The organism is Yunchengibacter salinarum (genome assembly GCF_037658235.1).
GTDB classification, from domain to species: domain Bacteria; phylum Pseudomonadota; class Alphaproteobacteria; order Sphingomonadales; family Kordiimonadaceae; genus Yunchengibacter; species Yunchengibacter salinarum.
In genome coordinates, this window is sequence record NZ_JBBJLN010000003.1 from 164,846 (window position 1) to 187,421 (window position 22,576).

Annotated in this window: 18 protein-coding genes; 15 read left to right on the forward strand and 3 right to left on the reverse strand. The window is 66.2% G+C overall.

What is annotated here, in order from left to right; all coding sequences use genetic code 11:
• The first annotated feature begins 123 nt into the window (after nucleotides 1-123).
• The 3 genes from WGH93_RS04335 to WGH93_RS04345 are packed head-to-tail and all read left to right on the forward strand — an operon-like array spanning nucleotide 124 to nucleotide 3,607.
• Nucleotides 124-1,629, forward strand: coding sequence for an alpha/beta fold hydrolase (locus WGH93_RS04335; protein ID WP_374763633.1), 1,506 nt, complete (start codon nucleotides 124-126; stop codon nucleotides 1,627-1,629).
• A complete protein-coding gene (locus tag WGH93_RS04340) occupies nucleotides 1,626-2,399 on the forward strand; it encodes an ABC transporter ATP-binding protein (RefSeq protein ID WP_374763634.1) in 774 nt (257 codons plus the stop codon). The genes WGH93_RS04335 and WGH93_RS04340 overlap by 4 nt, the downstream gene beginning before the upstream one ends.
• Nucleotides 2,396-3,607 (forward strand): ABC transporter permease, encoded by a 1,212-nt coding sequence (locus tag WGH93_RS04345; protein WP_374763635.1) that lies wholly within the window; start codon nucleotides 2,396-2,398, stop codon nucleotides 3,605-3,607. Before WGH93_RS04340 ends, WGH93_RS04345 begins: the two co-directional genes overlap by 4 nt.
• Before the next feature lie 40 nt (nucleotides 3,608-3,647).
• On the opposite strand, the gene mnmC2 is transcribed toward WGH93_RS04345, so the two are convergent.
• Entirely contained in the window at nucleotides 3,648-5,612 is a 1,965-nt protein-coding gene (gene mnmC2, locus WGH93_RS04350; protein ID WP_374763636.1) for a tRNA (5-methylaminomethyl-2-thiouridine)(34)-methyltransferase MnmC2, read from the reverse strand.
• A 114-nt stretch (nucleotides 5,613-5,726) separates the two neighbouring features.
• On the opposite strand from mnmC2, the gene WGH93_RS04355 reads away from it, so the two are divergent.
• The 4 genes from WGH93_RS04355 to WGH93_RS04370 all read left to right on the forward strand — a co-directional run bounded on the left by WGH93_RS04355 (nucleotide 5,727) and on the right by WGH93_RS04370 (nucleotide 9,499).
• Nucleotides 5,727-6,266: a gamma carbonic anhydrase family protein gene (locus tag WGH93_RS04355; protein WP_374763637.1), complete on the forward strand. Its 540-nt coding sequence runs from the start codon at nucleotides 5,727-5,729 to the stop codon at nucleotides 6,264-6,266.
• A 142-nt stretch (nucleotides 6,267-6,408) separates the two neighbouring features.
• Nucleotides 6,409-7,374: a DUF2336 domain-containing protein gene (locus WGH93_RS04360; protein ID WP_374763638.1), complete on the forward strand. Its 966-nt coding sequence runs from the start codon at nucleotides 6,409-6,411 to the stop codon at nucleotides 7,372-7,374.
• A 174-nt stretch (nucleotides 7,375-7,548) separates the two neighbouring features.
• Complete coding sequence (locus tag WGH93_RS04365; RefSeq protein ID WP_374763639.1) at nucleotides 7,549-8,688, forward strand: aminotransferase class V-fold PLP-dependent enzyme; 1,140 nt, start codon at nucleotides 7,549-7,551, stop codon at nucleotides 8,686-8,688.
• A gap of 88 nt (nucleotides 8,689-8,776) precedes the next feature.
• Nucleotides 8,777-9,499 (forward strand): Crp/Fnr family transcriptional regulator, encoded by a 723-nt coding sequence (locus WGH93_RS04370; protein ID WP_374763640.1) that lies wholly within the window; start codon nucleotides 8,777-8,779, stop codon nucleotides 9,497-9,499.
• Nucleotides 9,500-9,521: 22 nt separating this feature from the next.
• Here the strand turns inward: WGH93_RS04370 and WGH93_RS04375 are convergent, their stop codons facing one another.
• Both WGH93_RS04375 and WGH93_RS04380 read right to left on the reverse strand, forming a co-directional pair.
• Nucleotides 9,522-10,940 (reverse strand): FAD-binding oxidoreductase, encoded by a 1,419-nt coding sequence (locus WGH93_RS04375; protein WP_374763641.1) that lies wholly within the window; start codon nucleotides 10,938-10,940, stop codon nucleotides 9,522-9,524.
• Nucleotides 10,937-11,971 (reverse strand): L-threonylcarbamoyladenylate synthase, encoded by a 1,035-nt coding sequence (locus WGH93_RS04380; RefSeq protein ID WP_374763642.1) that lies wholly within the window; start codon nucleotides 11,969-11,971, stop codon nucleotides 10,937-10,939. Before WGH93_RS04380 ends, WGH93_RS04375 begins: the two co-directional genes overlap by 4 nt.
• Before the next feature lie 190 nt (nucleotides 11,972-12,161).
• Between WGH93_RS04380 and WGH93_RS04385 the strand changes: the two genes are divergently transcribed.
• The 8 genes from WGH93_RS04385 (at nucleotide 12,162) to WGH93_RS04420 (ending at nucleotide 22,569) form a co-directional block, all read left to right on the forward strand.
• A complete protein-coding gene (locus WGH93_RS04385) occupies nucleotides 12,162-13,955 on the forward strand; it encodes an acyl-CoA dehydrogenase (RefSeq protein ID WP_374763643.1) in 1,794 nt (597 codons plus the stop codon).
• Between the two features lie 84 nt (nucleotides 13,956-14,039).
• Nucleotides 14,040-15,266, forward strand: coding sequence for an MBL fold metallo-hydrolase (locus WGH93_RS04390; protein ID WP_374763644.1), 1,227 nt, complete (start codon nucleotides 14,040-14,042; stop codon nucleotides 15,264-15,266).
• A 178-nt stretch (nucleotides 15,267-15,444) separates the two neighbouring features.
• Nucleotides 15,445-15,729 (forward strand): exodeoxyribonuclease VII small subunit, encoded by a 285-nt coding sequence (locus tag WGH93_RS04395; RefSeq protein WP_374763645.1) that lies wholly within the window; start codon nucleotides 15,445-15,447, stop codon nucleotides 15,727-15,729.
• A complete protein-coding gene (locus WGH93_RS04400; protein WP_374763646.1) occupies nucleotides 15,726-16,646 on the forward strand; it encodes a polyprenyl synthetase family protein in 921 nt (306 codons plus the stop codon). The genes WGH93_RS04395 and WGH93_RS04400 overlap by 4 nt, the downstream gene beginning before the upstream one ends.
• 142 nt (nucleotides 16,647-16,788) lie before the next feature.
• Complete coding sequence (dxs, locus tag WGH93_RS04405) at nucleotides 16,789-18,729, forward strand: 1-deoxy-D-xylulose-5-phosphate synthase (RefSeq protein ID WP_374763647.1); 1,941 nt, start codon at nucleotides 16,789-16,791, stop codon at nucleotides 18,727-18,729.
• 9 nt (nucleotides 18,730-18,738) lie between these two features.
• The gene (locus tag WGH93_RS04410; protein WP_374763648.1) at nucleotides 18,739-19,515 is read left to right on the forward strand and encodes a TlyA family RNA methyltransferase; all 777 of its coding nucleotides are present in this window, start codon (nucleotides 18,739-18,741) and stop codon (nucleotides 19,513-19,515) included.
• Nucleotides 19,508-20,788, forward strand: coding sequence for a class I SAM-dependent RNA methyltransferase (locus WGH93_RS04415; RefSeq protein WP_374763649.1), 1,281 nt, complete (start codon nucleotides 19,508-19,510; stop codon nucleotides 20,786-20,788). Before WGH93_RS04410 ends, WGH93_RS04415 begins: the two co-directional genes overlap by 8 nt.
• Nucleotides 20,789-21,156: 368 nt before the next feature.
• Nucleotides 21,157-22,569, forward strand: coding sequence for an alginate export family protein (locus tag WGH93_RS04420; RefSeq protein ID WP_374763650.1), 1,413 nt, complete (start codon nucleotides 21,157-21,159; stop codon nucleotides 22,567-22,569).
• The last annotated feature ends 7 nt before the right edge of the window (nucleotides 22,570-22,576 follow it).

Below are 22,576 nucleotides of genomic sequence, written 5' to 3' on the forward strand. Positions count from 1 at the left end.
TAACGGCGACAACAGGCATTGACGGGCGGGTGGGCACTTCGCAAAGTACGCACACATGGTTTTATGGCATGGTTCGGATCGGGGGGCGATCAGGTGGTGCGATTATTGGGGATCGTCCTGCTCATGCTGGCAGGATTGCCACAGGGCGGGGCGTCGGCGCAGGATCAGGGGCGCCCGGCGGCGAAGCCCTGCTATCTGGATGGCCTGAAGGACGCGGTGGACTGCTATCGGTTCGATCTGCCGCTGCACCATGCCGGGCCGGGCGCGGAAACGGTATCGGTCTTTGCCGCCGTGCTGCCCGCCCGTTCCGCCCGGCCACAACCCGATCCGCTGGTGATACTGGCTGGCGGGCCGGGGCAGGCGGCCAGCGAACTGGCGCCGCTGGTGGATCGCATATTCGATGCCGTGCGCGACAGCCGCGATATCGTGCTGATTGATCAGCGCGGCACGGGCCGCTCCACGCCCCTGCAATGTGATCTTGAGACGGACGTGAACAGCCTGTCCGCGCTGACGGACGCGGTCAGGGCGTGCCGCGCGGGTTTTGACCTGGATGTGGCCGCCTTCACGCAGGAAAACGCCGTTCAGGATTTTCGCGCCGTGCTGGACCGGCTGGGATATGGCAGCGTCAATCTGTGGGGCGGGTCTTATGGCACGCGGGTGATCAGCCATTATGTGAAGCGCTTCCCGGATCATGTGCGCGCCTTCATTGCCGATTCCATCGCGCCGCCGGATCGCAAACTGTTCCGTTTCGCGCCAAAGGCCGCCGGGCGGGCCATGGATCGCCTGCTGGCGGACTGTGCGGCATTCGAGCCTTGCCGGGATCGTTATCCCGACCTTGGCGACCGGCTGGACCGGCTGATGGACCGGGCGGCGGCGGGCGAACTGGCCTTTTCCGGCCCCGACCCCATGACGCGGGACGTGGACACGCAGCCGCTGCCGCTGTTTCTGGTGGCCAACGGCCTGCGCGGGGCGCTGTATCAGATGGAAGGCACCGCGACCCTGCCTTATGTGATCGCCCGCGCGGCGGAAGGCGACCTGACACCGCTGGCGGGCCTGTTCAGCGAAGGGCGCGTTCTGCCGCATCAGCCGCTTTATTTCGGGGCGACCCTGTCCGTTCTGTGCGGGGATGAGCTGGACCGCATCACCGCCGAGGAGGCGCGCGCCGCGGGCCGGGACAGCTTCACACGGGGCAGCTTCTATGAATTCTGGGCCGCCGCCTGCGCGGGGTGGGATTATACGCCGTTTTCCCGGCTGCCCGCCGATCAGGCCGAGCCGCTGGAAAGCGATCTGCCCGCCCTGCTGCTGTCCGGTGATCTGGACCCGATCACCCCGCCGGACATGGGCGCGCATCTGCTGGGGGGGCTGGAAAACGGCGCTCACAAGGTGGTGCCCGGCACCGGCCATATTGCCAGCACCGTGCCCTGCGTGGGGGATGCGATCGTGCGTTTTCTGGCCGAGCCGGACGCCCGCGCGGCCTTTGACGGCGGCGATGACGACAGCCCCGACTGCGCCGGTACCCGCGCTCGGCTGAAGCCCTTTCTGGGCCCCAATGGCCGCACCGTGCCCGCCCCGGAACCGCCGGAGGCATCGGACAAGGCCGTTCTTATCGGGATGGAGGCGCGCCCATGATCCGCGTGAACGGTATTTCCAAGGCATTCGGCGCGGTGCAGGCTGTTTCGGACATGCATTTCACCGCCGCCGACGGGGCGATCACCACATTGCTGGGGGCCAACGGGTCCGGCAAGACCACCACACTCAGGGCGGTATCCGGCCTGTTGACGCCGGACAGCGGGCAGGTGCTGGTGGATGGCCATGTGATGGCGACGGATACCCTGGCGGCGCAGGCCCGGCTGGGCGTGTTCCCGGATAATTTCGGGCTTTATGCGCGGCTGACCACGCGGGAGCATCTGGCCTATTTCGCCCGGCTGCATGGCATGGGCGGGTCTGACCTGGATGCCGCTATCGAGCATGTGGTTGCCCTGCTGGAAATCAGCGACATCGTGGACCGGCGCACGGAAGGTTTTTCCAGCGGTCAGCGCATGAAGGTGGCGCTGGCCCGTGCCATCATTCACAGGCCGCGCAATATCGTGCTGGATGAACCCACCCGTGGGCTGGACGTGATGAGCATACGCCTGCTGCGCCGTATCCTGTCTGATTTGCGCGATGCCGGGCACTGTATTCTGCTGTCCAGCCATGTGATGGCGGAAGTGCAGCGCCTGAGCGATCATGTGGTGATGATGGCGGCGGGCCGCAAATGCGCCGAAGGCAGCCCGGACGAACTGGTGCGGGAAAGCGGCGAGCCGGACCTTGAGGAAGCGTTCGTGGCCTTTTCCCGTGCTGCCGCCGGGGCGGACAGCGGCCCCGAAAACCGGGCAGCCAAAGAGGAGAGCAGGGCATGACACAGGCCACTTTCCGCTCTCAGGTGCGGGCGATCTATGGCAAGGAAATGCGCGACATGCTGCGGGACCGGCGCACCCTGATCGCCGTGTTTTCCTTTATCATCGGCACGCCCCTGCTGGCCTTTTTCATCGGCTTTCTGGTCACCCTGAACAAGGGGGCGGACAGCCCGCCCATGGCGATGCTGGTGGGGGCGGACCTGATGCCGGGCCTGGAACAGCATCTGGTCAATCAGGGCTTCGCGGTGGAGCGCCGTGCTCGCGCTGATGACAATGGGCAGGGCGGCGCGGCCTCGATCCCGGACAGCCTGCCGGAAGGCGTGCACGCGCTTGTTCGGATTCCGGCTGATGCCCCGGTCACGATCCGGGGCGGTCAGCGGCTGGACATTCCCGTCTATGTGGACGAAGGCGCCCGCGAGGGGCTGGAAAAAGGCCGCCGCATCATGTCCGCGATCCAGCAATATGGCAGCCTGATGGCGCGCCACCGCCTGATCGCGCGGGGGGTGCCCGCCGGCCTTGGTCAGCCGCTCAATCCGGTGGCGGGGGATGTGGCCAGCGAAAGCCTGATCAATCGTTTCATCGCGCGGGCCATGGTGCTTCTGTTCTTCGTGGCGCCTTTTTCCGCCGCCATGTCCGTGGCGCTGGATACACTGGCCGGGGAACGGGAACGCAAAAGCCTGCAATCCCTGCTGGCCCAGCCGGTGGCGCCAAGGGCGCTGGTGAGCGGCAAGTTTCTGATGGTGCTCAGTTTCGGCTTTGTGGGCTCGGCGCTCAGCGCCGCGCTGCTGATCGCGGCCATGGCGCTGGCACCGGATGCGGCGGCCGCGGTGCTGCCGCCGGTTTCCTTTGCCGTGCTGCCGCCGATCATTCTTCAGTTGTTGCCGCTGTCGGCATTCGTGGCGGCTCTGCTGATGGCGGTGAGCATCAGCGTGAAAAGTTTCAAGGAAGGCCAGTCCTATATGGGCATGATCATGGTGCTGCCGCTGGTGGCGGGCTATATCAAGCTCTATGCCAATGACAAGTTGCCGGATGTGGTGCACATGCTGCCGCTGTTCGCCGACATGGAAAGCCTGAACCGGCTGATCCTGACCGGCTCGGCCAGTTGGACCCATGTGGGGGTTGCCATTATCGCGTCCACCCTTGGGGCGGTGCTGGCGCTTGGTTATACGGTGCGCCGCCTGTCCAGCGAACGTCTGTTGGACGGCGATTGAGCCATAAAAGCGCATCCGTGCCTGGGCTTCCCTGGCTGCATCATAAGGCCGGCGGCTTGTTGCGTTTGATGGCACGGACCACAAAGCGCTGCGGGGCCAGATGGGGCAGGGCGGCACGCTCCACGGGCAGGGGCGCCCCGGTTATCTGGGCGGCGATCAGCGCGCCCAGAAGCGGCGCGGTCTGGAACCCCTTGGCGCCGAGCCCGGTCAGCAGATACAGCCCCTTCCGGCAGGGCGGCGGGCCAAGCCCGGTGCGCGTGGCATCCCGGCTCAGCGGGGCATAGCGCTCGGCAAGGGCCTGCCAGTCCGGTACCGGCCCGGCAAGGGGCAGATGATCCGGCGTGGCGGCGCGCAGGCCGGTCCAGTCGCGGCATGGCCGGTCGTCACATGTCTGGTCGTCGCCGGGCCTGTCAGGCCGGGGCGCGGCGGGGTCACCCGGAAGCCAGTCCATCAACCGATCCAGCAGCCGGGCGCGGCGCTCCGCCGTGGGGGGCAGGGCCGCGCGGCTGTGCGGTGGCAGCGGGTCAAAGGTGCTGCCCACAAGGCGCCAGCCATCCACATCGGCGGAGATATAGCCGTCATCATGCAGGCTGTGCGGGGCGAGGCCGGGACAGGCGCGGGTCTGAAACCGGGCCACCTGCCCGCTCACCGGCCTGAGCGGCAGCAGATCGGCGGGCGCCTGCAACAGGTCGCCGCTGGCCATGCCGCCCGCCACCACCACCGCGTCCGCCGTTGCCAGTATGGCGCCCTGGCTGTTCAGCGCCTGCCAGCGCCCGTCCTGCGGGGTCAAGCGGGCCACTGAGGCACGGCGCCGGTCGATGCCCGCCAAAAGGCTGTCACAGGCGTTTCCGCCCTCCACGGTACCGGCAAGGGGCAGATGCAGGCCGTCCCCCGTCTCTTGTAGCCAGTCCGCCCCCCATCCCAGATGGCTTTGCAGGCGGGCGCACCGATCCGGCGTGTCCTTCAGATGCAGCCCCGGTGGCCCCGATAGCGGCACGCCGCCGGTGACCGCCTGATGAAAGGCGGACACGGTGAAGCGGGCGGTTGCCCCGTCGTCCAGCACGAAACGGGGCGCCAGAACGGCGGCGGGAACCCGGCTCGCCCCGTCGGAGCCCCCTTCTTCCAGCAGTGTGACCGACAGCCCCCGGCGATGGCACGCCGCCGCCACACAGGCCCCGGCGATGCCGCCGCCGATCACCAGCACGTCAGCGGGCATTGCCGGCGGGGCGGGCATGGCCCATTCGGGGGCCGGGTCCGGTGGCAGTGCCTGCGGAGCCGGTGTGGCCATGGCGCCCAGCAGCCGTTCCCGCTTGTCCCCGAAACCGGGGGCCTTACGCATCTCGAACCCGCGCGCGGCAAGCCCCCGCCGCACGAAACCGGCGGCGGTGAAGGTGGCGACCCGTGTGCCGGGGCGCGACAGGCGGGCGATCTGGTCCAGCACGCTGTCCCGCCACATGGCGGGGTTGCGGCTTGGGGCGAAGCCGTCCAGATACCAGGCATCCGCTTCGCCGGAAAGCGCCTGAAGGGCGCTCTCGGCCTCCCCGAAGGACAGGATCAGCGTTACGTCCGGGCCAAGCGGGCAGTGATACACCCCCCGGCTTGGCGGCGGCCAGGCGGCGATCAGGCGCTGTGACAGCGGGGCCAGTTCGGGAAAGGCCCGGTGGGCGCGGGCCAGGTCGGCCCGGCTGAGGGGGTGGGCTTCCACCGACAGGAAGGTCAGGTGGTCGCCCCGTGCCGGATGATCCCGCCATGCCGCCCAACTGGCAAGGAAATTGAGGCCCGTTCCAAAGCCGGTTTCCATGATGACAGGGTGTTGCCGGGCTCGGATGATCCGGTCCAGCTCCACCCCGTCCAGAAAGGTGAAACGGCTTTCCCCCAGCCCGTCCGCCGGATTGTAATAGCAGTCGCCATAGGCGCTTGCATGGGGGCTGTGGTCGCTCCAGTCCAGCCGGGCGGTCTCCAGTGCAAGGGAGGACGGGGCGAGGGGGGGTGATGTGGCGTGCATGGTCTTGTCCGGTTGTCCTTCCGGTGGGGCGGCCTGCTCCCCGGTGCTTGGCAGGGGCTTTGGTGCAAGGCTAAGCTGATCCCCTGCTAGACCGCAAAGGGGGAGAAGACAAGTATGCTCTATGATCTGGACGGCACCGCGCCGAGCATGGCGCCCGGCGCCTGGGTGGCGCCGGGCGCCCATGTGATTGGCCGGGTGGAACTGGCCGAAGCCGCCAGTGTGTGGTTCGGGGCCGTGCTGCGCGGCGACAATGAGCCGATCACGCTGGGCGCCCGAAGCAATATTCAGGACGGCAGCGTGTGCCATACGGACCCCGGCCAGCCGCTTGTCATAGGGCGGGACGTGACCATCGGCCACAAGGTGATCCTGCATGGCTGCACCATTGGCGACAGGGCCCTTGTGGGTATGGGCAGCACCGTTCTCAATGGGGCTGAGGTCGGGGAAGGCTGTCTGGTGGGCGCGGGCAGCCTGATCACCGAGGGCAAATCCTTTCCGCCCGGCATGTTGATCATGGGCACCCCCGCCAGAGTGGTGCGGGCCCTGTCCGAATCGGAACGCGCGATGATCGCCGCATCGGCTCGAATCTATGTGGATAATGCCGCTCGTTTCCAAGCCGGATTGACCCCGTTGACACAAGGAGTCACGGAGAATTGAGGGGTAGTTGGCATTGGTTTTGTTGGACAGGCGGCCCGTCGCCCGGTAAATGTCAGGGCACGTTGGACCGGGCCGTCCACATGCGAAAATCGGGCGGTCGCCTTTCACCACTGCAAAGACCCTGTTTGACAAAGGCCCCCACATGAGCGCGACGCGCCCTTTGACATCCATAGAGCATCTTCGGGACGTGGACCTGGTCGCACGGGTGGAAATTTCCGAAAAGGTTGGGCGGCTGCTGTCCGGCAATCCCGGCGCGTCCGACCGTGAAGCCGGGTTGGAACTGGCCCGTATGCTGGTGGCCGATGCCTCCATTTCCGTGCGTGAAGCCCTGTCGCGGGAACTGCGCCACTGTGTTTTCCTGCCCGATGATCTGGTGCGCAGCCTGGCGGCGGACCTGGATCAGGTGGCCATGCCGTTCCTCATGATTTCCGAGGCGGTGGACGATGCAATCCTTGAAGACATTGTGCGGTCGGGCGGCGCGGGTGCACAGGAAGCCATAGCCAGCCGCGCCGCGCTGGGCGAGCGGGTGGCCTATGCGCTGTGTGATGTGGCGGGCGAGAACGCGGTGGAAACCCTGATGGAAAATGGCACCGCAACCGTGGCGGAGCGCGGCTTTCGCCGGGTCATCGGGCGCTTCCCGGAAGAGGCGGCCCTGCTGGAGAAGATGGCCGAACGGTCGGATTTTCCCGCCAGCCTGGCGGAGCGCATCATCTTCAAGGTATCCGAGCGATACAGCCGGTATCTGATGGAAAAATTCCAGTTGGCCGATGATTATGCCAGCTATCTGACTTCCGTGGCCACCCGGCAGGTGGTCGCCCGTACACTGGAAGCGGCGCCGGATCGGGAAGTGGCCCGCTATATGGGCGACCTGAAGGCCGTGGGGGGCATCACGTCCGATGTGCTGCTGGGCTATCTTCAAAATGGCAATACGCGCCTGTTCATGAGCGCGCTGGCCGTGCTTCTGGGGCGGCCCTTGCAGGATGTGGCCAAGCGCCTGTCCAGGGGGGACAAGGCGGCGCTGGGCACCATGCTGGACCGGGCGGGCTTTTCCAATTCGGTGCGCGGCGTTCTGGTGATTGCGTTCGAGCGGCTGTTCCGCAATTCCTGATACCGTTTCACGAGCGCCCGACCGGGCATCCCTAGCAGGCCGGCCACGGGGCACCCCGCGCTGTCTGGCCGGGCTTCGACACATCTTGTCAGACGGGTAAGTATTCCTTTACTGTTTCCGGTACAAGAAACCGTGGTCGCCTCTGGCGGGCGCGTCAAATCGGGGGGCTTGTCCGTGATCCTGCCATCCATGCGCGCGCATTTTCAGATGCCGCGCGATCTTTGCTATCTCAATGCCGCCTATATGACCCCGCTGACCCTTGGCCAGCAGGCCGCCGGGCAGGGCGCCCTTGCCATGAACGGGACACCCTGGATGGTGGGGCCGGATGACTTTTTCACCACCACGGAAGCGATCCGGGGCCAGGGCGCCAGTATTTTCAACTGCACGGCGGATGATCTGGCCATTGTTCCCGCCGCCAGCTATGGCATTGCCACCGCCGCCCGCAATCTGCCGATCGAAAAGGGGCAGGCGGTGCTGGTGCTGGAAGGCCAGTTCCCGTCCAATGTCTATGAATGGCGCGCGCGAACCGCGGAGGTGGGGGCGGAGCTTGTGACCGTGGCGCCGCCGTCGGACGATGACTGGACGCGCGCCGTGCTGGAGCGGGTGGTCGCGCTGGGGGATCACCTGGCGATCGCCGCCCTGCCGCATGTGCACTGGTCGTCCGGCGCCAGGCTGGATCTGGTGGCCATTGGCCAGGCCGTTCGGGCTGCTGGCGGTGCGCTGGTGCTGGACCTTACCCAGTCTTTGGGGGCCATGCCCTTTGATGCCGGGGCGGTGGACCCGGATTTCGCCGTGGCCGCAGGCTATAAATGGCTGCTTGGCCCTTATGGGATGGGCCTGATGTATGTGGCGCCGCGCCATCAGCATGGCACGGCGCTGGAACAGAACTGGATCGTGCGCCGGGACAGCGAGGATTTCGCCGGACTGGTGGATTACAAGGACGATTATCAGCCCGGCGCCCGGCGCTTCGATGTGGGGGAGCGGTCGAATTTCATTCTGGCGCCCATCTTCCATGAAGGGTTGCGCCAGCTTCTGGAATGGGGCGTGGGCAATGTGGCGGAAAGCCTGAACGCCATCAATACACGCCTTGGGGCGGTGGCCGAGGCGGCGGGGCTTGGCCCCATTGCCGAATCCCTGCGCGGCCCGCACATGACGGGCATTCATTGCGGCGATCGCGGCCCGGCGCTGCTGGCGGCTTTGAAAGAGCGCGGCGTATCGGCATCCCTGCGCGGGCAGACCTTGCGGCTGGCCCCCCATCTGTGGATTGACGAGGCGGACGAGGCGCGGTTTGAAGAGGCTGTCAAAGCCCTGTAAACTATGGCTTCGGCCAGGTGTATTTTGATCGGGAAATCTTAAGGCGGCGTGCCGGGCCATGGCGTGCCGCGCGGGAAAGGGGCGCTTCATGGTGTCCATCGGCATAAAAGGCGGCAATACGGTGGCGGACTGCCTGTCCTGCCCGGCTCGGCCACGCATGTTGTGTGCCGGCATGGAAGACCGGCTGCTGCCCCGGCTCAATGCGGTTTCCACCGGGGTCACGCTGCAACGGGGGGAAAGCCTGTTCTTTGAAGGGGACAGCACCTCTCACGTTTATAATGTGGTGGATGGCACGCTGCGCCTGTCCCGTGTTGGCGCGGACGGGCGGCGGCAGATCATGGGCTTTCTCGGTACCGGCGATTATCTGGGCCACACCAGCCGATCCGAGTATAGCCTGTCGGCGGACGCCCTGACCGATGTGAAAGTGTGCCGCTTCGCCCGCGACGATCTGATGCGCCTGTGCCAGGAAAACCCGGCGCTGGAGCGGCAGTTCCATCATCTGACGGCGGGTATGCTGGACGATATGCAGGATCTGGTCTTTTCCCTGGGCCGCAAGACCGCGCTGGAGCGGGTGGCCAGCTTTCTGGTGCATCAGTTGGACCGGGCCTCCATGTCAGACAGCCTGCCGGGCCAGTTGACCCTGCCCATGACCCGCGCGGACATTGCCGATTTTCTGGGGCTGACGCTGGAAACCGTCAGCCGCGCCTTTTCCCGTTTGAAGCGGGAAGGCATTATCGTCATTCAGCAGGCCCACACCATTCATGTGGAGGACCGCCCCCGCCTGATCTCCCTGGCGGACGGGGACGGCTGAGGCGCCCGGCCTTCGCGGCCTTTCACAGCAGCACACCCGGATTGAGAATGCCGTGGGGGTCCAGCGCCTGCTTGATCGCGCGCATGGCGGACAGCCGCCCCGGATCGCCCAGGCGGGCCAGTTCCCCGCGCTTCAGGCGGCCTATGCCGTGCTCGGCGGACAGGCTGCCGCCCAGTTCCGCCACCAGATCATGCACCATGGCGGACACATCGTCCCACAGACCAAGAAAGCTGTCCCGGTCCATGCCGGGCGGCTGCATCAGGTTGAAGTGGATATTGCCGTCCCCCAAATGGCCGAACGGGGTCGCGGTGCTGCCGGGGACCAGGGCTTCCACCATGGGGATCGCCTTGTCCAGAAAGGCGGGCACGCGGGCCACGGGCAGGGCGATATCATGCTTGATGCTGGCGCCCTCGGCCTTTTGCGCCGCCGACAGCCCCTCCCGCAGGGCCCAGAGCGCGGCGGCCTGTTCGCCGCTGAAGGCAAGGGTGGCATCCGTCAGAATGCCGTCCGCGCGGCTGGCGTCCAGCATCTCGGCCAGATGGTCGGTCAGGGTGTCGTCATCGCCGCTCACCGTGGCGATAACATGCCAGGGATGGGCGTCCGCAAGCGGTGCGCGGGCGCCCGGCTGATGGGCAAGCGCCATGCGCAGCAGGCTGGCGGCCATCACCTCAAACGCCTCCACGCGGCCCGGAAAGGCACGGCGCAAGCGGCCCAGCAGCGCCAGCGCGGACGGCGCATCCCGCACCCCGGCCCAGAAGCTGGCTTCCTGCCGGGGCCGCGGTGCCAGATGCACGCTGGCCCGGCTGACCACGCCCAGCGTGCCTTCCGCGCCGCACAGCAACTGGCTCAGATGATAGCCCGTATTGTTCTTCATCAGCGGGCTCAGTTCATTCACCACCGTGCCGTCCGCCAGCACCGCTTCCACGCCGATCAGCAAGCGGCGCATGGTGCCGTGGCGGATCACATGGATGCCACCGGCATTGGTGGCGATCACACCGCCCAGGGTGCAACTGCCCTCGCTGGCCAATGACAGCGGAAACAGCAGATCGCGGGCCGCCGCCGCGTTCTGGATTTCCGCCACTGTCAGCCCGGCACCGGCGGTCAGGGTCAGGCCCTGTTCGTCCACCTGTGCCGCGCTTCGCATCCGTCGGGTGCTGATCAGCAGGCTGCCGGGCGCCCCTTCCAGCCCCGGCAGGCTGGCGCCCACCAACCCGGTATTGCCGCCCTGCGGCACAACGGCGAGCCGGTGGAGGTGGCAATAGGCCAGCAGGGCGGACAGGCGGTCGGTGGTGTCCGGCATCAGCATCAGCGGCGCGCTGCCCTGCCAGCGATCGCGCCATTCCCTCAGATGGGGGGCGAGGGTGTGCGGGTCGTCCTGCCAGCCGCCATCCCCGGCCAGGGATTTCAGATCCTGAAGTTGGCTGTCGGTGGGCGCGGTCACGGGTTTTCCCCCGCCTTGCCCGCGTCCCCGATCCGGTCTGTTTCCTCGGTTGGGCGGGGGGCGGCGGCGCGGATCAGCCGGTCCCGGATCGCCAGGCCGATGCCGCTTGCCGGGATCGGGGCCACATGGATGCGTCCGCCTTCGCCGATCAGCCCGTCGGCCTGTCGAAGGGTGGCAAAAAGGCTGTGGGCGGCTTCTTCCAGATTGCCGGTGGGGGATAGTGTCAACCCTTCGGGCAGGCCGGGCACGTCGTCGAAGCCGATCAGCACGTCGGGCGGTGAGGCGCTTTCCCGATCCAGCACGACCGGGGCATGGGGCGCATAATGGCTGGCGGCCTGGCCCGGTGCCGTGATGGTGTCGCCGTCGCGGCTCACCACCGGCAGATGGCCCACCGCCGCCAGTTCCCCGCTGGTCACCAGGCCGGGACGCAACAGCACCAGCCGGTCATGGTCCACGCCCACAATGGTGGACTCGATGCCGCCGGTGCAGGGGCCGCCATCAAGCACAAGGTCCACCTTGTTGCCGAGACCGTCCAGCACATCCGCCGCGCGGGTGGGGGACAGGCGGCCCGACGGGTTGGCGCTGGGGGCGGCCAGCGGCCCGCCAAAGGTGCTGATCAGGGCCGCTGCCACGTCATGACCGGGCTGGCGCACGGCCACGGTGGGCAGCCCGGCTGTCACGGCGGGGGCAAGGCCGCTGTCCGCCCTGTGTGGCAGAACCAGGGTCAGCGGCCCTGGCCAGAAAGCGCCCATCAGGGCTTCCGCGGCATCGTTTGCCTCGGCCAGGGTGGTGGCCATGTCCCGCCCGCTCACATGGCAGATCAGCGGATTGTGGTCGGGCCGGCCCTTGGCCTTGAAAATGGCGGCCACGGCGCGCGGGTTGCGGGCATCCGCCGCCAGACCGTACACGGTTTCGGTGGGCAGCCCCACAAGGCCGCCCCGGCTGAGCACCTGTTCGGCTTCCCGGATGGCGGCGGGGTCGCTGCCGCTGCGAAGGCGGCTCTGGCTGCGCTTGGTGCTGGCCTTTGACATGGTTTCCCTTATCCTGAACGGGGTTCTGAACCGGGCGCCGGTCGGGGCGACAGAACCACCGGCGATCCGCTGAACCGGAATTTCTGGACAGTCGCGTCCAGTTTGTCCAAAGTCTCCGCCGGGAATATATGATGCGTGCAAGGCTCTAGCACGGGCCGGGCCATATTTGAAGCCTCGGGAGGGAACAGCCATGACCGACTATAAGGCACCGCTTCAGGACATCGCCTTTCAACTGGAAACCGTCGGGGGTATGGCGCAATGGCCGTCTGTGCCGGGCTTCGAGGAAGCGGGGGAAGACCTGGTCTCAGCCGTGCTGTCGGAAGCGGGCAGGCTGGCCGGTGAGGTGATCGCCCCCACCAATGCCGTGGGGGACGCGGAAGGCGCCGTGCGGGACGGCGACGGCGTGCGCACGCCGGACGCTTTCAAGGCCATGCACAGGGCCTATGTGGATGGTGGCTGGCCCACGCTGGCCTTCGATCCCGATTATGGCGGGCAGGGCCTGCCGGGCACGCTGGCCATGGCGGTGACCGAAATGGTCACCAGTGCCAATATGGCCTACAGCCTCAACCCGCTGCTGTCGTCCGGCGCGATCGAGGCGCTTTCCGCCCACGGGACCGAGGATCAGAAGCAGACCTATCTTTCCCGACTGATTTCCGGGGAATGGTCCGGCACGATGAACCTGACGGAGCCGGGCGCCGGGTCGGACGTGGGCGCGCTCAAGACCCGCGCCGAGCGGGCGGACGATGGCAGCTACCGGATCACCGGGCAGAAAATCTACATCACCTGGGGCGAACACGATCTGGCGGAAAACATCGTTCATCTTGTGCTGGCCCGGCTGCCGGACGCGCCCAAGGGCACCAAGGGCATTTCCATGTTTCTGGTGCCGAAATATCTGGTGAATGCCGATGGCTCGCCCGGCGCGCGCAACGATGTGCGCCTGGTGGGGCTGGAACACAAGCTGGGCATCCATGCCAGCCCCACCTGCACCATGGCCTTTGGTGAAAACGGCGATTGCGTCGGCTATCTGGTGGGGGAGGAAAACAAGGGTATGCGCAACATGTTCACCATGATGAACCATGCCCGCGTGGGCGTGGGGCTTCAGGGTACCGCCATTTCCGAGCGCGCCTATCAGGCGGCGGTCTGGTACGCGAAGGACCGGGTGCAGTCGGCGGCGCTGGGCGCGCGCACACCCGAACCGGTGGCGATCATTCGCCACCCGGACGTGCGGCGGATGCTGATGACCATGCGCGCCACCACGGAGGCCACCCGCGCCATCATCTATCGCAATGCCTGGGCCATGGACCGGGCGCACAGGCTGACCGACCCGGAAGCCCGCGCGGCGGCACAGGGGGAGGCGGACCTGCTGACCCCGCTGTCCAAGGCGTATGGGACCGATGTGGGGGTGGAAAACACATCCCTTGCCATTCAGGTGTTCGGCGGCATGGGCTATGTGGAGGAAACCGGCGTGGCACAGCATTACCGGGATGCCCGCATCGCCCCCATTTACGAGGGCACCAACGGCATTCAGGCGCTGGATCTGGTGGGCCGCAAGCTGAATATGGACGGCGGCGCCCACTGGAAGGCCCTGATCGATGAAATGGCGGACTTCGCCGGGGGCCTTGACCGCGCCATGGCGGATCAGGCGGACGGGCTGGTCCGGGCGGTGGAAACGCTGCGCGACACCAGCGAAACCCTGTTCGCCAATGGCATTGAGCGGATCACCGACACCGGCGCGGCGGCCACGCCCTATCTGCGGCTGTTCGCCACCGTGCTGGGCGGCTATCTTCTGGCCCGTCAGGCCGTGGAGGCGGAACGGCGCCTTGCCGCGGCGGAGGGCGACCCCGCCTTTTTGAAGGCCAAGCTGGAAACGGCACGTTTCTATCTGGGCCAGATTCTGCCGCCCGCCGTGGCGCTGGCCGGGCCGGTCAAGGCGGGCGCCGGCAGCCTGATGGCGCTGGCGCCGGAGGATTTCGAACGCGCCTGAAACGCGCCTGAGGGGCAGACACCGGGGCGGTCGGGCTTGGTCGCGCGGCAACCCTGCGCAACAATGACAGGATGGGGCAACATCATGGCAGCTCGCGGCAAGCCGGGGTTTGAGGCGCACTCCGCCAACCCGGAAATTCGCGACCACCGGCAGGGCGCCCGCGCCCGCGACGGGGTGGAGCGGCTGAGCTATCCGCTGGGCACGGCTCCGGCGCCCGCCTGCGCCATTCCTGTGGCCAAGGGCATTTACTGGGCACGTATTCCGCTGCCCTGGGCGCTGGACCATATCAATGTCTATCTGTTCGATGATGGTGACGGCTGGACCATCGTGGATACGGGCGCGCAGGGCAATCGCGGGCGGGACGCCTGGGCGGCACTGGAACAGGCCGTGCTGGGGGACAAGCCCGTGACGCGGGTGATTGCCACCCATATGCACCCGGACCATGTGGGGCTGGCCGGCTGGCTGGTGGATCGCCACGGCAGCGCCGATCTGGCTGCCACGCCGCATTTCCACATGCCGCAGGCGGAATATCTGCTGGCCCATCTGCTCTGGTTCGGGGCCAGCCACGCCCTGCCGGAAAACGAGATCGCCTTTCTGCTTCGGGCCGGGGTTGATCCACAGATGGAAAGCATGATCCGCGCCCATGGCTATGGCAATTACAAGAAGGGCGTCAGCGCGCTGCCGTCCAGCTATCACCGGCTGGCGGACGGGCAGGTGCTGACGCTGGCCGGGCGCCGCTGGCAGGTGGTGATCGGGCGCGGCCACAGCCCGGAACATGCCTGCCTGGCCTGTCTGGATGAGCCGCTTTTCCTGTCCGGGGATCAGGTGCTGCCGGGAATCACCAGCAATGTATCCGTCTATGCCCGTGAACCGGACGCCAACCCGCTGGCGCACTGGCTTCTCAGCCTTGAGCGATTGCAGGACATTCCCGGCGACCCACTGGTGCTGCCCAGCCATGGCCGGGTGTTTCGCGGCCTGCACCGGCGCCTGTACGATCTGAGCCAGGGCCATCTGGAAAAGCTGGCGGATCTGTGGCGACACCTTCAAGCCGGGCCGTGTTCGGTGGTGGCGTGCTTTCCGGCGCTTTATCGGCGGGAGATCAAGGGCCTTGATTTCTTCCTGGCGCTGGGGGAGGCGGTGGCCCATCTCAATCTGCTCATGGCCGTGGGGCTCGTGGCGCGGGATCGCGGCGGGCCAGTGGATCATTATGTGGCCACCGGGCGGCTGGACCCGGACCAGCTCATGCCCCGCATTCGCGCCCTGCCCGGCGAGGGGCTGCCCGCCCTTGCCATGGCGGCGGGGACAGTATGACCGATCGGCGGGGCCACTAAGGTGTCTCGTCAGGCCTCGGCGTGGTTCCAAGGTGTCTCGTCAAGCCTCGACGTGGTTCCAAGGTGTCTCGTCAAGCCTCGACAGGGCCCCCGCCATCCGCCTATAAAGGCGGCCAGAGCAACCTGATACAGCCAATCACAAGCGGGACGGTCAAACCATGAGTGATGCCGACACGCCCACCGCCGGGCAGAATGATGACAGTGACATTGCCACCATGAGTTTCGAACAGGCCATGAAGGCGCTGGAACAGGTGGTCAATCAACTGGAATCGGGCAGTGCCCCGCTGGAAGACAGCATAAGGCTCTACACCCGCGGCAATCGGCTGAAGGCGCATTGCGAAGACAAGCTGAAGGCGGCGGAAGCCCGGATCGAAAAGATCACGCTGGACGGGGACGGCACCCCTCAGGGCACCGAGCCGCTGGATATGGACAATGAAGCATGAGCCTGTCGCTGGATGATTGCCGGGCGGAAGTGGCCGCGCTGACCAAAGCCATGGCCACCACAGCCGCTGCCGTGGAACGGGTGCTGGACCCGCTTCTGACAGTGCCCGACGGGCCTGAGGCGCGCGTGGTGGAGGCCATGCGCCACAGCGTGTTTTCCGGCGGCAAGCGGCTCAGGCCCTTTCTGGTGATGGCGGGGGCCGATATTTTCCACATCAACCGGGAGCAGGCGCTGCGCGTGGCGGCGGCGGTGGAATGCATTCACTGCTATTCGCTGATTCATGACGATCTGCCCGCCATGGACGATGACGACCTGCGCCGGGGTCAGCCCACCGTGCACAAGGCCTTTGACGAGGCCACCGCCATTCTGGCCGGGGACGGGCTGCAAAGCCTAGCCTTTGACATTCTGGCCCATGACGACACCCATGACGACCCGGCGGTGCGCACCCGGCTGGTGCGGGCGCTGGCGGTGGCGTCGGGCCATCATGGCATGGTGGGCGGCCAGATGATCGATCTGATGGCCGCGGAGCTGGATCTGAACGAAGCCTTTGTTTTTCGCCTGCAACAGATGAAGACCGGCGCGCTGATCCGCTTTTCCGCGGAAGCGGGGGCGATCATGGCGGGCGCTGGCCGGGCCGAGCATCAGGCGCTTCAGGGCTTTGCCCATGATCTGGGGCTGGCTTTCCAGATCGCCGATGACCTGCTGGACGTGGAAGGCGACGAAGAAGCAGTGGGCAAGCGCCTGGCCAAGGATGCGGACGCGGGCAAGGCCACGCTGGTGGGCATGATGGGGGTGGATCGCGCCCGCCAGCAGGCCCGGCATCTGGCAAAGCAGGCCATGGATCATTTGACCATGTTCGACGATCGGGCCACCCTGCTGCGTGTGGTGCCCGCCTTTGCCATTCACCGACAGCGTTAAGGGTAAGAAGGCCGCGACGTTTGCCCATGGGCGCACCAACCCTTGAGTGGGCGCGAAGGTGCGTTACATCACCGGGGAAGGGTTTCACGGCTTCAGAGCTTGAGGGGCGGCACCTGCCGCGTGAACACAGGAAAGATCAGGCGTGACCGCAAGACCAGACACACCGCTTTTGGACCGGATCGAGAGCCCCGCGGACCTGCGCGGCCTTTCGCGGAATGACTTGCGCCAACTGGCGGATGAACTGCGCCAGGACCTGATCGCGTCCGTGTCGGTGACCGGGGGGCATTTCGGCGCCGGGCTCGGCGTGGTGGAACTGACCACGGCGCTGCATTATGTGTTCAACACGCCTGACGACAAGCTGATCTGGGATGTGGGCCATCAGGCCTATCCGCACAAGATTCTCACCGGGCGGCGGGATGCCATGCGCACCATCCGCCAGCCGGGCGGGCTTTCCCCCTTCACCAAGCGCAAGGAAAGCCCCTATGATCCCTTTGGGGCCGGGCATTCCTCCACCTCCATTTCGGCGGCGCTGGGCATGGCCACGGCCAGTCGCCTGTCCGGCAGGCCGGAAAAGGCCATTGCCGTGATCGGGGACGGCGCCATCAGCGCGGGCATGGCCTATGAGGCCATGAACAATGCCCATGAAGCCGGCAACCGGCTGGTGGTGATCCTGAACGACAATGACATGTCCATCGCGCCCGCCGTGGGTGCCATGAGCGCCTATCTGGCGCGTATCCTGTCCAGCCGCTCCTTCCTGTCGCTGAGGGATATGGGCAAGAAGCTGGTGGACCGACTGCCCCGCCATCTGGCGGACACCGCCCGCAGGGCGGAGGAATACGCCCGCGGCATCGCCACCGGCGGCACGCTGTTCGACGAACTCGGCTTCTATTATGTGGGGCCGATCGACGGGCACAATCTGGATCACCTGCTGCCGGTGCTGGAAAATGTGCGGGACGCCAAGGACGGCCCCATTCTGGTGCATGTGGTGACGGAAAAGGGCAAGGGGCATCCCTTTGCCGATCCGCACAGGGAAAAATATCACGCGGTCAAGACCTTCGACGTGGTCACCGGGGAGCAGAAGAAGCCCGCCAAACCCGCCGCGCCCAGCTATACCAAGGTGTTCGCCGAAACCCTGACCGATCTGGCGCGGACGGATGAGCGCATCATGGCGATTACGGCGGCCATGCCGGGCGGTACCGGGCTGGACCTGTTCGAAAAGGAACACCCCGACCGCTTTTTTGACGTGGGCATTGCCGAGCAGCACGCCGTGACCTTTGCCGCCGGGCTGGCGAGCGAGGGAGCCCGTCCCTTTGCCGCCATCTATTCCACCTTTTTGCAACGCGCCTATGACCAGATCGTTCATGATGTGGCGATCCAGAATCTGCCGGTGCGCTTCGCCATTGACCGGGCGGGCTATGTGGGGGCGGACGGCCCCACCCATGCGGGCAGTTTCGATGTCACCTATCTGGCCACCCTGCCGAACATGGTGGTGATGGCCGCCGCGGACGAGGCGGAGCTTCGCCATATGGTGGCCACCGCCGCCGCCCATGACAGCGGCCCCATCGCCCTGCGCTATCCGCGCGGCGAGGGCGTGGGCGTGGACCTGCCGGGAAAAGGGACGGTGCTGGAAATCGGCAAGGGCCGCATCGTGCGCCATGGCAAGAAGGTGGCAATCCTGTCGCTGGGCAGCCGCCTGGCCGATGCCCTTGTGGCGGCGGAAAGGCTGGAAAGCCGGGGGCTTTCCACCACCGTGGCGGACGCCCGCTTCGTCAAGCCGCTGGACCACGCCCTGATCCGCGATCTGGCCGCCAGCCATGATCTTCTGCTGACGGTGGAAGAAGGGTCCATTGGCGGCTTTGGGGCCCATGTGTCCGATTATCTGGCGGAAAACGGCCTGTTGGACGGCGACTTGCGCCTGCGCACCATGAAGATGCCCGATGCCTTCATCGAGCATGGCAAGCCGGAAGGCATGGTGGAGGAAGCGGGCCTTGATGCCACCGCCATGGTGCGCACCGTGCTGAAGGCGCTGCAACGCAATGATGTGCTGGACGATGTGTCCGGCGCCAGGCCCGTCGGTTATTAGGGCGCACTCATGGCCAGATCGTCTTCCCCCAAGGTGCCGCGCCAGCGGCTGGATCGGCTGCTGGTGGATCGCGGCCTGGTGGAAAGCCGGGCGCGCGCGCAGGCGCTGGTGATGGCGGGGTCCGTGTTCAGCGGGGATACCAGGCTGACCAAGCCGGGCCACAGCCTGCCGCAGGATGCGCCGCTGGAGGTGCGTGGGCGCGATCATCCCTGGGTCAGTCGGGGCGGGCTGAAGCTGAAGGGCGCGGTGGATGCCTTCGATCTGGATTTCACCGACCGGGTGGTGGTGGATGTGGGGGCCTCCACCGGCGGGTTTACCGATGTGACGCTGGCCCATGGTGCGGCCCGTGTCTATGCGGTGGATGTGGGGCATGGCCAACTGGCCTGGTCGCTGCGGCAGGACCCGCGCGTGCATGTGCTGGAGCGCACCAATGCCCGCTATCTGGATTCCCGCCTGATCCCGGAACCGGTGGGGGCCATTGTCTGTGATGCCAGTTTCATATCGCTGAAGACAGTGCTGCCCGCCGCCCTTGCGCTGGCCGCGCCGGGGGCGTTGCTGGTGGCCTTGATAAAGCCGCAGTTCGAGGTGGGGCGGGACCAGGTGGGAAAGGGCGGCGTGGTGCGTGATCCGGGGCTGCATGATGCGGTGGTGGCCGATATGCGCCACTGGCTGAACCATCTGCCCGGATGGCGGGTGCGCGATGTGTGCGCCAGCCCCATTACCGGCCCCGAAGGCAACCGGGAATTTCTGATCGTGGCGGATCGGGCAGGGGAAGCCGGTGAGTGACGTGACCCTGACCGTGCGCGACCTGGGGCGGGATGGGGACGGCGTGGCGACGCTTCCCGATGGTCGTGCGGTGATGGTGTTCGGGGCCTTGCCGGGGGAACAGGTGCGCGCGCATGTGGTGGAAGACGGCCCGCCCGCCCGCGCCGTTGTGGCGGCGATAACGCGCCCCGCGCCGGAACGCGTGACCCCGCCATGCCCGCATTTCGGCCCGTGCGGGGGCTGTCGCCTGCAACATGCCGATGATGCAATGCGGGCCGCCTTCGCCGAGCGACGGATCACGGACGCGCTGGCCGCCGAAGGGCTGGAAGCGCCCTTGAAGCCGTGCCACCTGTCCCCGCCGGGAACGCGGCGACGGGTGGGCCTGGTGGCGCGCAAGCAGGGGCGGAACCGTACGGCGCCCGTGGCGATCGGCTATCACGGGCGCGCCAGCCATGATCTGGTGGATGTGCGCCGGTGCCCCTTGCTGACCCCGGTTCTGGAAGCCCTGTTGCCGCTTTTGCGGAAACTTCTGCCGCCGCTGGTGCCGCCGCAGGGCCGACTGCACCTTCATCTGACCGATGCGGATGGTGTGGTGGCGATGCAGGTGCGCGCCCCCCGCCCGCTGGACGCGCGAGGGCGGCAGCGTCTGGCGGCCTTTTGCGCCCAGACACCGGTATCCCATATCCGCTGGGAATCGGACGGGGCCACTGAGGACGTGCGGGATGGGTCGGACCCCATGATCCATCCCGGCGGTGTGGCGATCACCGTGCCGCCCGGCGCTTTCATTCAGGCCACGGCGGACGGGGAGGCGGCCCTTATCGACGGGGTGCGCGCGGCGCTGGAAATCGCGAGCGGAGAACCGGTGCTGGATTTTCATGCGGGGCTTGGCACTTTCACTCTGCCGCTGTCCCGCACCCAACCGGTGCGCGCCGTGGAGGGTAGCACCACTGCCCTTGCGGCCCTGAAGGCGGCGGCAAAGGGCCTTTCAGGCGACCATTATCCCATCAAAACGGAAACCCGCGATCTGGAACGCCGCCCCTCGCCCGCAAGCGCTTTCAAGGGTGTGACCGGGGCCGTGTTTGATCCGCCCCGATCCGGCGCCCCGGCGCTGGCCCGCCAGTTGGCACAGGCTGGGCCGGATCACATCGCCGCCGTGAGCTGCAACCCCGCGAGCTTTGCTAGGGATGCGGCGTCGCTCGTGGCGGGCGGCTATCGCCTGGCTTGGGTGCAGCCGGTGGCCCAGTTCGTCTGGTCCCCCCATGTGGAACTGGTGGCGGCGCTGGTGCGGGCCTGATCCGCCCGGCTTTCTGATCAGGCGATCGTGCCCCGGTTTTTCAGAAATAAATTTCCTTAACATTTCCTCATATTAGCGATTCTTTAATAAAAGATACGGTAACGTTTCCGTGATGATTCAGTGATTCCTAAAACTGGGAATTTGTAGTTAAAAGGTTCTGAATATGTGGCGGTTACAGGGTTATCGCTGCACATGTATCCATCAGTTGCATAAAAAAAGGGCTTATGAGGGAAGTAATGGTTAACCATTTCTTTAAGGGAAATAATTATATGCGCCTCTTTCCAGGGTCGTCTTTCCGGGGTGTGGCTGCCCTGTCGTTTATGCTGTGCGCTGGTCTGCCGACGCAGGCGCAAGCGCCCGCCGGGTCAATGGATACTGAAGGACATGCTGGCGAAAGCGTTGAAAAGCCGACGGGGACAGACACATGCCCCAAGCCCGGCAACCCTTACAAGGGCGTGTTCTACGCCAATGACTTCGGCTATCTTGAGGGGGCCTGCCGGGCGCACAACGAAAGCGACGACCCGCTGGTCGGGCTGACCGACCGCTTCAAGCGCATGAAACTGGCGGAAAATGTCACGCTGGATCTAGGCGGGCAGTATCGCCTGCGCTATCACGACGAGAACAATCACGGCCTGACCCGCCTGAACGGGCTGGACAATGAGTTTCTGCTCAGCCGCCTGCGCGTGTATGGCAATCTGGAAGTGGGTGATCATGTGCGCGTCTATGTGGAGGGGATCGATGCCGCCGCCACCGGTGAATCCCTGCCCAATCGCGGCATTGAGGTGGACCGCCACGATCTGCTGAACGGCTTTGTGGACGTGTCCTTTGCCGCCGGTGAAAGCGATGTGACCCTGCGCGCCGGGCGGCAGGAGCTGTTGTTCGGCAATCAGCGCCTGATCTCGCCGCTGGACTGGGGCAATACCCGCCGCACCTTTGACGGGTTCCGCGCCAATATCAGCCGCCCGCTGGGGGAGGGGGACACGCTGGATGTAAGCCTGTTCGCCGTGCGCCCGCGCGAAGTGGAAAAGACCGGCTTCAACGACACCAATGACAGCGTCGATTTCCTCGGCGCCTATGCCACGCTGGATCTGGGGGCTCACAGCTTCGACCTGTACAGCCTGAGCCTGGAAGAGACCGGCCTGCCCACGGACAATTTCCACCTGTTCACCCACGGCGTGCGCTGGAATGGCCGTTTCGGCAATCTGCTGGGTGAAATGGAAGCCGCCATTCAGCGCGGCAATCTGGGCGGGCAGGATCACAATGCGGAAATGCTCACCTTGGGGCTTGGCTATGACTTTGGCGCGTTCAGCGACTGGAAGCCCAAGGCGTGGCTCTATTATGATTATGCCAGCGGTGACGGCCAGCCGAATGACGGCGTGCACGGCACCTTTCGCCAGCATTTCCCGCTGGCCCATGCCTGGCTCGGCCTGATCGATCTGGTGGCCCGGCAGAACATCAAGGCGGGCAGCTTCAAGACCAGTTTCCAGCCCACTGACTGGCTAACATTGGCGCCGCAGCTACACAGCTTCCATCTCGCGGACAGTCGGGACGGCCTGTACAACGCGGGCGGCGCCATCATTCGCCGTGATCCCACCGGGCAGGCCGGCAGCCATGTGGGGGAGGAACTGGACGTGGTGGCCAAGATCAAGCTGCCATCCCGCATGGGGCTGATGATCGGCTGGTCCAAATTCTGGGGCGCGGGCTTCATTGACGACACCAACCCCGCTGGCGTGGGGGGCAATGCCGACTTCGGCTATGTCCAATGGATGATGCATTTTTAGGCAAACA